The organism is Telluria sp. B2, from assembly GCF_051789535.1.
Taxonomy (GTDB): domain Bacteria; phylum Pseudomonadota; class Gammaproteobacteria; order Burkholderiales; family Burkholderiaceae_D; genus Telluria.
Genome location: NZ_CP196525.1, coordinates 2483135 through 2495983 on the forward strand (window position 1 = coordinate 2483135; position 12849 = coordinate 2495983).

Genomic DNA, 12849 nt, shown 5'->3' on the forward strand with positions numbered 1-12849 from the left:
GCGCGAGGTCCGCAAGGTCAGCAAGGTCCGTAAGGTCCGCAACTTAGCCAAACAAGCAAGCACTGAGAATTCCATGAGCAGGAAGCGCGTTAATTTCTATCCTGGCCTGCCGCCCCGGCTGCGCCCCTTTACCGACCTCGACATCGTCTGCGGCGTCGACGAGGCCGGCCGCGGTCCGCTGGCCGGGCCCGTGTTCGCGGCCGCGGTCATCCTCGACCCGAAGCGCCCGATCGAGGGCCTGCGCGATTCGAAGAAGCTGACCGAGGCGCGCCGCGACGAGCTGGCGCCCCAGATCCGCGAGAACGCGATCGCCTGGGCTATTTGCCATGCGACGTGCGAAGAGATCGACAGCCTGAATATCCTGCACGCGACCATGCTGGCGATGCGCCGCGCGGTCGAGGCGCTGCAGACGGTGCCGACCATCGCCCTGATCGACGGCAACCGCTGCCCGCCCATGGACATCCGCGCCCATGCGATCGTCGAAGGCGACGACAAGTGCCACGCGATCTCGGCCGCCTCGATCCTGGCCAAGACCGCGCGCGACGCCGCGCTGGTGCGCCTGCACGAACAGTATCCGCAATACTGCTTCGACCAGCACAAGGGCTATTCGACCCCGCTGCACCTGGAGCGCCTGCGCCTGTACGGGCCGTCGCCGGTGCACCGCCGCTCGTTCGCGCCGGTGCGCAACCTGCTGCAGGTCGACCTGTTCTCCGCAACCGAAGCTGCAGTCGAACTTGTCAATGAGGCGGCGCCCGCATGAAGAGCATCACCTCGCGCGACAACCCTTTCTACAAGGACCTCGTCAAGCTCGCATCGCACGCGCATGCACGGCGCAAGGCCGGCCGCACGCTGCTCGACGGCGTGCACCTGTGCCAGGCCTGGCTGGACCTGCGCGGCGCTCCCGTGCACTGCGTGGTCTCGGAAGAGGCCCTGCAAAATCCCGAAGTGGCCGACATCGTGGCCCGCGTCGAGTCCCTGCACGCCCACGTGACGGCGCTGCCCGACGCGCTGTTCGGCGCCCTCAGCCAGGTCGAGCATGGCGTCAACCTGTTGTTCCTGGTCGACACCCCGCGGCCCGTGCCGCCGCCGGGCATGACGGTCTCCGCCGTCCTGCTCGACGGCGTGCAGGACCCGGGCAACGTCGGATCGATCCTGAGGAGTGCCGGCGCTGCCGGCATCACCCAGGTCTTCTGCAGCCCCGGCACCGCCTTCTGCTGGTCGCCGAAGGTGCTGCGCGCCGCGATGGGCGCCCACTTCGTGCTGGAGATCTTCGAGAACGTCGACCTGGCCGCCCTGGTGCGCGCCTCGAACATCGCCGTGCTCGCCATGAGCGGCTATGCGCAGCAGCGCCTGTACGACGTCGACCTGCGCCAGCCGGTGGCCTGGCTGCTGGGCCACGAAGGGCAGGGCGTCAGCGACGAGCTGATGTCGCTCGCCTCGCACCAGGTCGTGATCCCGCACGCGGGCCAGGTCGAGTCGCTGAACGTCGCAGCCGCGGCGGCGGTGTGCTTTTTCGAGCAACTGCGCCAGCGGCAGGCATAGACGGCACTGCTTCCTGTAGGGTAATCTCAGGGAATACACCCTGGAGTCGAGATGGACATCGCGCATTTGCACTTTCTGGTAGCCGAGGCCGACAGCGGGCAACGTGCATCCCTGGCCGAGATGCTGGGCCGGCTCGGGGCGACCCGCGTCACCGACGTGCCCGACGGGCACATGGCATTGCGCACCTTCCAGGCCAGCTTCACGCCGCGCGTGCACATCGCCATCATCGACCTGGCCCTGCCGGGCATGGACGGGCTGGAGCTGATCCGCAACCTGGCGGGCCTGGAATCCGACGCCAAGGTGATCGTCACCGGGGCCCAGCCGGCCAACCTGCTGTTCTCGGTCGAGACCCTGGCCCAGGTCTACGGCATCGACCTGCTCGGCACCATCGCCAAGCCGGTCACGGCCGCCAAGCTCAAGCCCCTGATCGACAACTACGTGCCGCCGGCCCAGCTTGACACGGCCGACGTCACGCCGCGTTTCTCCTTCGCCGATATCGGCCTGGGCCTGCAGAAGCGCCAGTTCGAGCCTTTCTTCCAGCCGAAGATCGAGCTGGCTACCGGCCAGGTGCGGGGCCTCGAGGTGTTCGCGCGCTGGCGCCACCCCGAGCACGGCATCCTCGGGCCCTCGGCCTTCATCGACGCGCTCGAACAGAACAACCGCGTCGACTTCCTCGACTGGAGCATGATCGAGCTGTCGGTCGAGCGCTGCCGCTGGTTCCACGACCAGGGCACGCCGATCTCGATCTCGATCAACCTGGCACCCGAGACCCTGGCGCACCCGGCCTTCATCCGCCAGATCACGGCCTGCCTCGGCCGCCACGCGGTGTTGCCCGACTACATCACCTTCGAGATGCCGGAGTCCTCGGTCCTGAACACCGACCCCAACTTCATCGAGCGCCTGGTGCGCCTGCGCATGATGGGATTCGGCCTGGCGATCGACGACTACGGCACCGGCCGCTCCAACCTGCAGCTGCTGGCGCGCATCCCGTTCTCGGAACTGAAGATCGACCGCAGCTTCGTCGACGGGGCGTCGAAGCGCCGCCCGCTCGGCACCGTGCTGCGCTCCTGCCTGGGCCTGGCCCACAGCCTGGACCGCATGTCGGTGGCGGTCGGCGTCGAGACGCGCCAGGACTGGGACTTCCTGCAGGGCCTGGGCTGCACCTATGCCCAGGGCTACCACATCGCCAACCCGATGGAGGCGAGCGCCTTCCCGGGCTGGCTGGAGGAGTGGCGGCATTTCTTCTGAGCGCGTCCGTCGGCAGGACTGGGGCGCACATGTTCGGGTAGTTCGTTCTTTGGGAGACTGAAATGAGCATCCGCATACGCTGCCACTGCGGCAAGCTGCAGGGCGAACTGGACACGGCGGCGGTGGCCGCGCGCGCGAAGTGCTATTGCACGGATTGCCGGGCCTTCGCCCGCTTCCTCGGCAACGAGATCGAGATCCTCGACGGCGCCGGCGGCACCGAAGTCGCGGCGGCGCTGCCGAGCGGCCTGCGCTTCACCCAGGGCATCGAGCACCTGGCCTGCATGTCGCTCAGCCCCAAGGGCATCTACCGCTGGTATGCGAGCTGCTGCCGCACGCCGGTCGGCAACACGCCGCGCAATCCCAGGCTTCCTTATGTCGGCGTGATCCGCGCCTGCCTGGACGCCTCGCCCGCGGAACTGGACGCCGCCCTGGGGCGCGAACACATCGCGGCGCACACGAAGACGGCCTACCGCAAGGTCGAGACGACGCCGGCAGCCACCGCCCGGGCAGTGCTCAGGATCGGCGGCAAGATCGTGAAAGCCCGCCTGACGGGAAGCTGGAAGAACAACCCCTTCTTCGTCCCCGGCAGCGACACACCGGTGCGCACGCCCCAGGTCATCTCGCGCGAACAGCGCCAGAAGCTGAGCTGAGCTGAGGACGGACGGGCCGCCGCTTACAACTCGATCACCAGCTCCGGCCGGAAGCCTTCCTGCTCGCCCTTGCTCAGGTAGCCGAGCGGATTGGCGACCACGCGGCAGGACCAGGGCCGGCCATCTTCGACACCCGTGACGGTGTAGTCGTTCATGCAGTGCAGGTGGCCGTGCATCCAGACATCGGCGAAGGGGAAGAGGGCGTCCAGCGCATTGCAGAAGCCCGCGGTGCCGGCCGCCAGGCCGTAGCGCGGATCGGCGCTCAGCAGGCTGGGGGCGAAGTGGGTGACCGCGACCGTGACGCCGTCGAAGGGCTCGCTGAGCGCCGCGCGCAGCCAGGCCTGGCAATCCAGCGAGAGTTCGCGCATGTCCTCGGCCAGCATCGGCGCGCCGTCCCTCAAGGTCGTGTTCTTGCTGAGGTAGTAGTTGGCCGCACGGAAAGCCTTGCCGCGCAGTTGCAGCTGGCGGGTGAGGTCGGTCTCGCGGCTGGCAAGCGCGTCGAAATCGCTCCACAGCGTGGTGCCGATGAAGCGGACGTGATCGATGACGATGGTTTCGCGGTCCAGCCATTCGATGCCGAGCTCCGCGCAGAGCCCGCGCAGGCGGGTATTGGTCTCATCGAACTCGAGGCCGTCGTATTCGTGGTTGCCGGGCACGAACAGGACGCGCGCCTTGCCCGCACCGGGGCGCCGCGGGGCGAACCGTGCCAGGCCGAAGTCGTCGCCGGCCAGGCGCGAGCCCGACTGGTAGGAGCCGATGTCGCCTGCCAGCACCACGACGTCGGTGTCGGGGGCGATCTCAGGCTGGAAAGCCGGATAACGTTCGAGGTGCAGGTCCGAGAAAAGCTGTATGCGCATAGCCGGGCAGTATAAGGGCAAGTCGCGCGGCTTGCCGCGAATCGGCTCCCGAACGTGCTCGCTTGTATGTTCGATTATGTGTTCCGATACGTGCTCCAATGATATCGGATCGTCCCAATTGCCCGCGTCTGTGCGCTGCCGAACGGAGGGCGGCGGAGCCGACGTTTACGGTACATGCTCCATAGCAAAGGAGGCTGCCATGAGCGAGGAAGCGAAGGGACTGCGGTTTGAGGCACCCACCATGCCGGCCGGGGGCTGGGCCTCGGTGGCGGAAGTGAGCCATATCCTGCTCGACCAGCGGGTCGTGCTCAAGGACAGCCTCCTCCTGATGAAACAGAACAAGCCCGACGGTTTCGCCTGCGTCAGCTGCGCCTGGGCCAAGCCGGCCAATCCCCATCCCTTCGAGTTCTGCGAAAGCGGCGCCAAGGCCACCGCCTGGGAAACCACGAGCAAGGCCATCGGCGCGGACTTCTTCGAGCGCCACACGGTGACTGAGCTGGAGGGCTGGTCCGACCATGCTCTCGAAGAGCAGGGCCGCCTGACGGTGCCGCTGCGCTGGGACCCGGCCAGCGACCGCTACCGCGAGGTGAGCTGGGACACGGCCTTTGCCGAGATCGGCGCGGCCCTGCGCGCTTTCGAGCGCGAACAGGTGGTGTTCTACGCCTCGGGCCGCGCCTCGCTCGAGACCTCCTACATGTACCAGCTGCTGGCGCGCATGTACGGCAACAACAACCTGCCCGACAGCTCGAACATGTGCCACGAAAGCACCTCGGTGGCGCTGCAGAAGACCCTTGGCGTGGGCGTGGGCACCGTGGTGCTCCAGGATTTCGAACAGACCGACTGCATCTTCTTCTTCGGCCAGAACGTGGGCGTGAACAGCCCGCGCATGCTGCACCAGCTCAAGGATGCGAGGAAGCGCGGCGTGCCCATCGTCACCTTCAATCCCCTGCGCGAGCGCGGCCTGGTGAGCTTCACCAATCCGCAATCGCCCGTCGAGATGCTCACCGGGCAGGAGACGGCAATCAGCACCCAGTACCACCAGGTGCGCCCGGGTGGCGATACCGCCGCCATCATGGGCATCTGCAAGGCGCTGCTGGCGCTGGACGACGCGGCCTTGGCCAAGGGCGAGCAGCGCGTGCTCGACGTCGACTTCATCGCCGAGCACACCCACGGCTTCAACGACTTCGAGCTTGCGGTGCGCGCCTGCGGCTGGGAGGCGATCGAGCGCGAATCCGGCCTGGCGCGCGCGGCCCTGGAGAGCGCGGCGCAGGTGTATGCGCGTTCGAGCGCCGTGCTCGGCGTCTACGGCATGGGCCTGACCCAGCACGAGAACGGCGTGCAGAACGTGGCGATGCTCGTCAACCTGCTGCTCATGCGCGGGAATATCGGCAAGCCCGGCGCCGGCGTCTGCCCGGTGCGCGGCCACTCCAACGTGCAGGGCCAGCGCACCGTCGGCATCACCGAAAAGCCCGAGCTGGCGCCGCTCGACAAGCTGAAGCAGCAGTACGGCTTCGAACCGCCCAGGAAGACCGGCATGAACACGGTCGAGGCCTGCGAGGCCATCCTGGCGCGCAAGGTCCAGGCCTTCATCGGCCTGGGCGGCAATTTCGTGCGCGCCGTGCCCGAGACCGTGCTGATGGAAGAGGCCTGGCGCGAACTGCCGCTGACCGTGCAGGTCTCGACCAAGCTCAATCGCAACCACGTCATCCACGGCAAGGCTTCGTATATCCTGCCTTGCCTCGGGCGGATCGAGATCGACCGCCAGGCCGGCGGGCCGCAGGACGTGACGGTCGAGGACAGCACGGCCTGCATGCACGGCTCGCGCGGCATGACGGAACCCGTAGCGAACACGCTGCTGTCCGAGCCGGCGATCGTCGCCGGCATCGCCAAGGCCACGCTCGACCCTAACCCAAAGGTGGACTGGGATGCCTGGGTAGCGGACTATGGCCGCGTGCGCGATGCCATCGAGGAAACCTACCCGGAGATCTTCAGGGATTTCAATGCGCGCATGTGGACACCCGGCGGCTTTCGCAAGCCGGTCGGCGCCGCGCACCGCGTCTTCGCCACCGACAGCGGCCGTGCCCAGTTCACTGTACCCGAGCAACTGCAGGGCGACCCGGCGATGGACGCCGCGCCGCCCGAGCTGCGTTTGTTCACCATCCGCAGCGACGGCCAGTTCAACACCACGATCTACCACCTCGACGACCGCTTCCGCGGCGTGTCCGGCAGCCGCATGGTGCTGTTCATGGCGCCGGCGGACATGGAACGGCTCGGGCTGGCGCAGGGCGACGTGGTGGCGCTGCGCACCGCGGCCATTGATGGCGTCGCGCGCCGGGTCGATGGGCTGGCGGTCGTGCCCTACGACGTGCCGCAGGGCTGCGTCGCGGGCTACTACCCGGAGCTCAATCCGCTGATTCCGCTGTGGCACCATGCGAAGGAGAGCAAGGTGCCGGCGGCGAAGTCGATTGATGTGCTGGTGGAGCGCGCGGCAGGAAGCGTTTGAACAGGCGGGAACGCGCGGCAGGGCTGGGCGCGGCGCCGCCTGGCGCCTGCGTCGAGCCGGACCCGGCGGGGCCGGCCCAGGACTTTGTTCGCATTTTGAAACTTCTTGGCTTATCATTTCGCCAATTCGTTTTGATGCCGACGAGGTTCCATGCCCAGCCTGAAGATTCTATCCCGCCGTTCCCGGCCAGCCATCGCAGCCGGACTGGCCATGCTGCTTGCGAGCGCCTGCGCCGCTGCCGCCGTCGCGCTGCCCGCGTCCCCGGAGGCCTGGCGCAAGGCAGCGCAAGCCGATATCGAGGCCGGCGTGCAGGTCACGCGCGAAAACCATCCGGGCATGCACGACCAGGAAAACCCCGGTTTCGCGCGGAACCTGGAGGCGGCGCGCCTGCACGGCCTCGCGCTGGCTGCCCAGGTACGCGACGCCGCCGGCTACCTCGCCGCGGTGCAGGGATTCAATACGCGCATCGGCGACGGCCATGCCGGTATGGCCGTGCAGCTGGACGCCGCGGCCCTGCCGAGGTCGCGCTGGCCGGGCTTCGTTACCGTCTGGCGCGGCAACGCCTTGTATGTCCACTCATCGGCGGAAGGTCAGCTGGCGCCCGGCAGCAAGCTGATCGGCTGTGACGGCAAGTCGGCCGAACAACTCATCCGCGACAATGTGTTCGCTTTCCAGGGACGGGTGGCCGAGGCCGGGCAGTGGTGGCTGGCCGCGCGCCGCGTATTCATCGATGCACACAATCCCTTTGTCGCGCTGCTGCAGCGCTGCCGTTTTGAATGGCAGGGCAAAACCGTCGAGCAGGCCCTGGCCTGGCGTGCGCTCGATGCGCAGGCGGAGCGCTGGCTGGACGAGAGCCCGGTCGGCGTGCCCGGCCCGGTCGGCGTGGCCGAGCCGCGCAAGAACCTGTACTGGTTCTCGATGCCGACCTTCCATCCGGACGAGGCCGGGCGGGAAGCCTACCGCAACATGTTCCGCGAGCTTGCACAGAACCGGCAGCGCTACCTGGCGGCCGATGCGATCGTGGTCGACCTGCGCGGCAACCGTGGTGGTTCGTCGAGCTGGAGCAGGCAGTTCGCCGAAGCCCTGTTCGGCAAGCGGCGCGTCACCGATGCGGTAAACGCCTACGGCGCCGCCACCGAGGTCTGGTGGCGAGCTTCGCCCGGCAACACCGAGTATGTGGCTTCGCTGGCCGAGCTGCTGACCAGCCAGCAGCGCCCGGAAGAAGCGGCCTGGGCCCGTGCACAGGCCGAGGGCATGCGCGCGGCACTGGCGCGCGGCGCGCCATTTCATGTCGAGAAGGGGGGCGCCGACTCGGTGGAGGCGAGCGTCGTCGACGGGCCGGCGTTCACCCAGCCGTTGTACGTGATCGTGCCGGGCAACTGCGCCAGCGCCTGCCTCGACGCAATCGACGTGTTCTCTCGCTTCCCGAACACGATCCTGGCGGGAGCGCCGAGCTCGGCCGACTCGACTTACATGGATGTGCGGCGCGTGGACCTGGCTTCGGGCCTCGCCTTTGTCATCATCCCGAACAAGGTGTACGTCAAGCGCGGCCGCGCGAACGGACAGATCTACCGTCCGCACTTGCCCGTGCACGAGCTGGTGTGGTCGAGCGAGGTGCTGCTCAAGGCGGTCGAGGCAGACCTGGCGCGGCGCTGAAGCCGCCCCGGCGCGTTCTCAGTACTCCCGCCGATCCGGCTTGATCTCCTGCAGGATCGTGGTCGCGATCTCCTCGATCGACTTGGTGGTCGAGGACAGCCAGCGGATGCCTTCGCGCTTCATCATCAGTTCCGCTTCGTTGACCTCGTAGCGACAATTCTCGATCGACGCATATTTACTGCCGGCGCGGCGCTCGTTGCGGATCTCGGCCAGGCGCTCGGGGGTGATGGTCAGGCCGAAGAGCTTGTGCTTGAACGGCGGCAGCGAGGAGGGCAGCTTGCCGCGTTCGAAGTCGTCGGGAATCAGGGGATAGTTGGCTGCCTTGATCCCGTACTGCATCGCGAGATACAGCGAGGTCGGGGTCTTGCCCGAGCGCGATACGCCGACCAGGATGACGTCGGCCTCGGCCAGGTTCTTGTGCGACTGGCCGTCGTCGTGGGCCAGCGAGAAGTTGATGGCCTCGATGCGATTCTTGTATTCCTCGGAGTCCACGACATTGTGGATGCGGCCGATCGTGTGGGTCGATTTCACGCCCAGTTCCATTTCCAGCGGTGCGACGAAGGTCTGGAACAGGTCCATGTGCATGCCGTTGGAAGCGCGGATCACGCCCGACAGGTCGTGCTTGACCAGCGTGGAAAACACGATGGGGCGCTGGTTGTCGATGGCGTAGACTTCGTTGATGCGCCGCGCCGCGTCGCGCGCCTTGTCGAGCGTGTCGATGAAGGGAATGCGGATCTGGCGGAAACGCATTTCGAACTGGCTCAGCACTGCGTGGCCGAAGGTTTCGGCCGTGATGCCGGTGCCGTCGGACACGAAGAATACGGTGCGCGTGGGCGGGGGAAGGGTCGGGCGGCTCTCTGCGGTCATGATGAAATTTTCGCTAATGCTGACAAGAATGCAGGTTTGTGCGCTGTAAATCGGGGTCGCACGCGGTAAAATGCTCTGCAACGGATTCGCATTGTGCTGCACGACGCCCAGAATAACAAGAAAACACGCGCCCTCTGCCCAGCGCCTGCCCGACAGATTTCTATCATCAAGTAAGGGTGTTTTACCATGACTAACCTGTCTCAAGCAGCTTCATTGAAGGAACCCGAACAGGGCAATGGCGTCTACGTTGCCTCGTTCGAGAACCTGCGCATGACCGATGTCGAATCGGTCGGCGGCAAGAACGCCTCGCTCGGCGAAATGATCAGCCAGCTCGCCGAAGCCGGCGTGCGCGTGCCGACCGGCTTCGCCACCACGGCCCAGGCCTTCCGCGACTTCCTCGGCCATTCGGTCGACGGCGGTCCGTCGCTGGCCGACCGTATCGCCACGCGCCTGGAAGGCCTGGACATCGACGACGTGCGCTCGCTCGCGGCCGCCGGCCAGGAAATCCGCCAGTGGATCGTCGAGACCCCGTTCCAGCCGCGCCTGGAACAGGAAATCCGTTCGTTCTACGAGCGCCTGGTCGCCGATTCGGAAACCGAAATGTCCTTCGCCGTGCGTTCCTCGGCCACCGCCGAAGACCTGCCGGACGCCTCGTTCGCAGGCCAGCAGGAGACCTTCCTGAACGTGGTCGGCATCGACAACATCCTGGAAGCGATGAAGCACGTCTTCGCCTCGCTCTACAACGACCGCGCGATTTCCTACCGCGTCCATAAAGGCTTCACCCACGCCGAAGTGGCGCTGTCGGCCGGCGTGCAGCGCATGGTCCGTTCGGACACCGGCGCCTCGGGCGTCATGTTCACCATCGATACCGAATCAGGCTTCAAGGATGTGGTCTTCATCACCTCCAGCTACGGCCTGGGCGAAACCGTCGTGCAGGGCGCGGTCAATCCGGACGAGTTCTACGTCCACAAGCCGATGCTCGAGCAGGGCAAGTCGCCTGTCATCCGCCGCAACATCGGCTCGAAACTGATCAAGATGGAGTTCACCGACGAGGCGAAAGCCGGCCGTTCGGTGCGCACCGTCGACGTGCCGATCGAGCTGCGCAACCGTTACTCGCTGACCGACGCCGAAGTCGTCGAGCTGGCGAAGTACGCCGTCATCATCGAGAACCACTACGGCCGTCCGATGGACATCGAGTGGGGCAAGGATGGCCGCGACGGCAAGCTCTACATCCTTCAGGCGCGTCCGGAGACCGTGAAGTCCCAGCAGAAGGCCACCGACGCCCAGCAGCGCTTCTCGCTGAAGGGCACCGGCACCGTATTGACCAGCGGCCGCGCCATCGGCCAGAAGATCGGCGCCGGTCCCGTGCGCGTCATCACCGATCCGTCGGAGATGGAACGCGTGCAGCCGGGCGACGTGCTGGTGGCCGACATGACCGACCCGAACTGGGAACCGGTCATGAAGCGCGCCTCGGCGATCGTCACCAACCGCGGCGGCCGTACCTGCCACGCGGCGATCATCGCCCGCGAACTGGGCGTACCGGCAGTCGTGGGCTGCGGCGACGCGACCGAGGCGCTGAAGGACGGCACCTTCGTCACCGTCTCCTGCGCCGAAGGCGACGAGGGCAAGATCTACGACGGCCTGCTGGAAACCGAGGTCACGGAAGTCTCGCGCGGCGAACTGCCGCCGCTGAAGACCAAGATCATGCTCAACGTCGGCAACCCGCAGCTGGCCTTCGACTTCCAGTCGGTGCCGAACGCCGGCGTCGGCCTGGCGCGCCTGGAATTCATCATCAACAACAACATCGGCGTGCACCCGAAGGCCATTCTCGAGTACCCGAACATCGACGCCGACCTGAAGAAGGCGGTCGAGTCGGTCGCCCGCGGCCATGCTTCGCCGAAGGCCTTCTACGTCGACAAGCTGGCCGAAGGCGTGGCGACGATTGCCGCCGCGTTCTGGCCCAAGCCCGTCATCGTGCGCCTGTCCGACTTCAAGTCGAACGAGTACAAGAAGCTGATCGGCGGTTCGCGCTACGAGCCGGACGAGGAAAACCCGATGCTGGGCTTCCGCGGCGCCGCACGCTACCTGGCCGAGGACTTTGCCGAGTCCTTCGAAATGGAATGCCTGGCGATGAAGCGCGTGCGCGAAGAGATGGGCCTGACCAACGTCGAGCTGATGATCCCGTTCGTGCGCACCCTGGGCCAGGCCGAGAAGGTCATCGAGCTGCTGGCCAAGTACGGCCTGAAGCGCGGCGAGAACGGCCTGCGCGTCATCATGATGTGCGAAGTGCCCTCGAACGCCATCCTGGCCGAACAGTTCCTGCAGCACTTCGACGGCTTCTCGATCGGCTCGAACGACCTGACCCAGCTCACCCTGGGCCTGGACCGCGACTCCGGCATGGAGCTGCTGGCCAAGGACTTCGACGAGCGCGACCCGGCGGTGAAGGCCATGCTCTCGCTGGCAATCAAGGCCTGCCGCGCGCAGGGCAAGTACATCGGCATCTGCGGCCAGGGCCCGTCGGACAATCCGGACTTCGCGGTCTGGCTGATGGAGCAGGGCATCGAATCGATGTCGCTGAACCCTGACTCGGTGATCGAGACCTGGCAGAAGCTGGCGGCCATGTAATTCGGCTCCAGGCTCCAAACAAAAACCCGTCGGCCCATCGGCCGCCGGGTTTTTTTTATTCCTTCACCGGCCGCGCCGACGGAGGCCATGATGGTGCCGATCAAGTGTGGCGGCACTCTATCAGGCACTGGCGCTCGGCTAGCTGGCATCCGGCGCCGCCTTCCGCCCGACAGGTCTGGCGTTCGCTTGCGCAATACTCACGGCACGCGAAATCATCCATATGCCTTGCGCGGGCGGATGCGGCCAGGCCGATGGCGAACAGGAACATGGCGATTTTCTGATTCATTTTTGTCTCCGATAATAAATGGTACGAATCCGGGGATCCGCTCGTTATGGTCATCAGCGATACATCGCCAAATTACCCATTCGGGATGCCGGCCTTGGCATTCGATCCAGCTGCAAGATATGAAATTAGCCGTAAAGCAACAAATTAGTTGACTCGGCTCTGGAAATTGTTAGACTTTTGAAAACCCTCGTCAGCCTGTGCGGCGGCGGGGGTTTTTTCGGTGCGAGAGGAGAATAGAGAATGAAACGCTTGTTGCTTGCCCTGGGTTTGGTTGGCGTCGTTCTGTCGGGCGCCGCTGTTGCCGATGATACTGGTTTGTGCAGGGCCGAATGCAATTCGGCCAGGGCGCAGTGCAAGGCCAATACCGGCAAGGCGTCCGGCGACGACGCGGTGTTGCTCCTGAAGAGCGAGGAAACGAATCCGCTGGCGCGTGCCGCGCAAAGCGCCGTGACCCCGAGCGGGACCCTGGCTCTCGAGCGCAGCGGCCAGCAGAATCGCCGCGCGCAGCAGCTTGGCATCTGCGACGATACGTACCAGCGCTGCACCCGTGCGTGCTCGGCTCAGGATAACAGCGGCTCACCGCTGATCCGCAAGCGCTCCAGCGCGGACTGAGCA

11 protein-coding genes are annotated in these 12849 nt (G+C 66.1%); 8 read left to right on the forward strand and 3 right to left on the reverse strand.

The features are described 5' to 3' along the window. Nucleotides 1-73: 73 nt before the first annotated feature. From rnhB to ACSUZJ_RS11100, 4 genes are all read left to right on the forward strand, one after another. Nucleotides 74-760 (forward strand): ribonuclease HII, encoded by a 687-nt coding sequence (rnhB, locus tag ACSUZJ_RS11085; RefSeq protein ID WP_499416055.1) that lies wholly within the window; start codon nucleotides 74-76, stop codon nucleotides 758-760. Further along, nucleotides 757-1542 carry a TrmH family RNA methyltransferase gene (locus ACSUZJ_RS11090; protein ID WP_499416057.1) on the forward strand — a complete coding sequence of 262 codons (786 nt, stop codon included), beginning with the start codon at nucleotides 757-759 and terminating at the stop codon, nucleotides 1540-1542. The genes rnhB and ACSUZJ_RS11090 overlap by 4 nt, the downstream gene beginning before the upstream one ends. Before the next feature lie 51 nt (nucleotides 1543-1593). Then, complete coding sequence (locus ACSUZJ_RS11095) at nucleotides 1594-2790, forward strand: EAL domain-containing response regulator (protein WP_499416059.1); 1197 nt, start codon at nucleotides 1594-1596, stop codon at nucleotides 2788-2790. A gap of 62 nt (nucleotides 2791-2852) precedes the next feature. After that, the gene (locus ACSUZJ_RS11100; RefSeq protein ID WP_499416061.1) at nucleotides 2853-3440 is read left to right on the forward strand and encodes a DUF6151 family protein; all 588 of its coding nucleotides are present in this window, start codon (nucleotides 2853-2855) and stop codon (nucleotides 3438-3440) included. 23 nt (nucleotides 3441-3463) lie between these two features. On the opposite strand, the gene ACSUZJ_RS11105 is transcribed toward ACSUZJ_RS11100, so the two are convergent. Beyond that, a complete protein-coding gene (locus tag ACSUZJ_RS11105; protein ID WP_499416063.1) occupies nucleotides 3464-4297 on the reverse strand; it encodes a metallophosphoesterase in 834 nt (277 codons plus the stop codon). 199 nt (nucleotides 4298-4496) lie between these two features. On the opposite strand from ACSUZJ_RS11105, the gene ACSUZJ_RS11110 reads away from it, so the two are divergent. Together ACSUZJ_RS11110 and ACSUZJ_RS11115 are read left to right on the forward strand one after the other, a co-directional pair. Further along, complete coding sequence (locus ACSUZJ_RS11110) at nucleotides 4497-6800, forward strand: FdhF/YdeP family oxidoreductase (protein ID WP_499416065.1); 2304 nt, start codon at nucleotides 4497-4499, stop codon at nucleotides 6798-6800. A gap of 210 nt (nucleotides 6801-7010) precedes the next feature. Then, nucleotides 7011-8456, forward strand: a complete 1446-nt coding sequence (locus tag ACSUZJ_RS11115) for a S41 family peptidase (RefSeq protein WP_499416067.1) — start codon at nucleotides 7011-7013, stop codon at nucleotides 8454-8456. Nucleotides 8457-8474: 18 nt separating this feature from the next. Here the strand turns inward: ACSUZJ_RS11115 and ppsR are convergent, their stop codons facing one another. Further along, entirely contained in the window at nucleotides 8475-9323 is an 849-nt protein-coding gene (ppsR, locus tag ACSUZJ_RS11120) for a posphoenolpyruvate synthetase regulatory kinase/phosphorylase PpsR (protein ID WP_499416069.1), read from the reverse strand. 186 nt (nucleotides 9324-9509) lie between these two features. On the opposite strand from ppsR, the gene ppsA reads away from it, so the two are divergent. Beyond that, on the forward strand, nucleotides 9510-11948 hold the full coding sequence (gene ppsA / locus ACSUZJ_RS11125) for a phosphoenolpyruvate synthase (RefSeq protein WP_499416071.1): 2439 nt from the start codon (nucleotides 9510-9512) through the stop codon (nucleotides 11946-11948). Between the two features lie 100 nt (nucleotides 11949-12048). Here ppsA and ACSUZJ_RS11130 read toward each other — a convergent pair whose 3' ends face one another. Then, a complete protein-coding gene (locus tag ACSUZJ_RS11130) occupies nucleotides 12049-12234 on the reverse strand; it encodes a hypothetical protein (protein ID WP_499416073.1) in 186 nt (61 codons plus the stop codon). A 240-nt stretch (nucleotides 12235-12474) separates the two neighbouring features. Between ACSUZJ_RS11130 and ACSUZJ_RS11135 the strand changes: the two genes are divergently transcribed. Continuing rightward, on the forward strand, nucleotides 12475-12846 hold the full coding sequence (locus ACSUZJ_RS11135) for a hypothetical protein (RefSeq protein ID WP_499416075.1): 372 nt from the start codon (nucleotides 12475-12477) through the stop codon (nucleotides 12844-12846). The last annotated feature ends 3 nt before the right edge of the window (nucleotides 12847-12849 follow it).

Excerpts from the sequence above, each read along its gene's own strand:
- ppsA (WP_499416071.1), top strand. The coding sequence starts at position 9,510 with ATGACTAACCTGTCTCAAGCAGCTTCATTGAAGGAACCCGAACAGGGC.
- ACSUZJ_RS11135 (WP_499416075.1), top strand. The coding sequence starts at position 12,475 with ATGAAACGCTTGTTGCTTGCCCTGGGTTTGGTTGGCGTCGTTCTGTCG.
- ACSUZJ_RS11095 (WP_499416059.1), top strand. The coding sequence starts at position 1,594 with ATGGACATCGCGCATTTGCACTTTCTGGTAGCCGAGGCCGACAGCGGG.
- ACSUZJ_RS11110 (WP_499416065.1), top strand. The coding sequence starts at position 4,497 with ATGAGCGAGGAAGCGAAGGGACTGCGGTTTGAGGCACCCACCATGCCG.
- ACSUZJ_RS11115 (WP_499416067.1), top strand. The coding sequence starts at position 7,011 with ATGCTGCTTGCGAGCGCCTGCGCCGCTGCCGCCGTCGCGCTGCCCGCG.
- ACSUZJ_RS11090 (WP_499416057.1), top strand. The coding sequence starts at position 757 with ATGAAGAGCATCACCTCGCGCGACAACCCTTTCTACAAGGACCTCGTC.
- ACSUZJ_RS11130 (WP_499416073.1), bottom strand. The coding sequence starts at position 12,234 with ATGAATCAGAAAATCGCCATGTTCCTGTTCGCCATCGGCCTGGCCGCA.
- ACSUZJ_RS11105 (WP_499416063.1), bottom strand. The coding sequence starts at position 4,297 with ATGCGCATACAGCTTTTCTCGGACCTGCACCTCGAACGTTATCCGGCT.
- rnhB (WP_499416055.1), top strand. The coding sequence starts at position 74 with ATGAGCAGGAAGCGCGTTAATTTCTATCCTGGCCTGCCGCCCCGGCTG.
- ppsR (WP_499416069.1), bottom strand. The coding sequence starts at position 9,323 with ATGACCGCAGAGAGCCGCCCGACCCTTCCCCCGCCCACGCGCACCGTA.
- ACSUZJ_RS11100 (WP_499416061.1), top strand. The coding sequence starts at position 2,853 with ATGAGCATCCGCATACGCTGCCACTGCGGCAAGCTGCAGGGCGAACTG.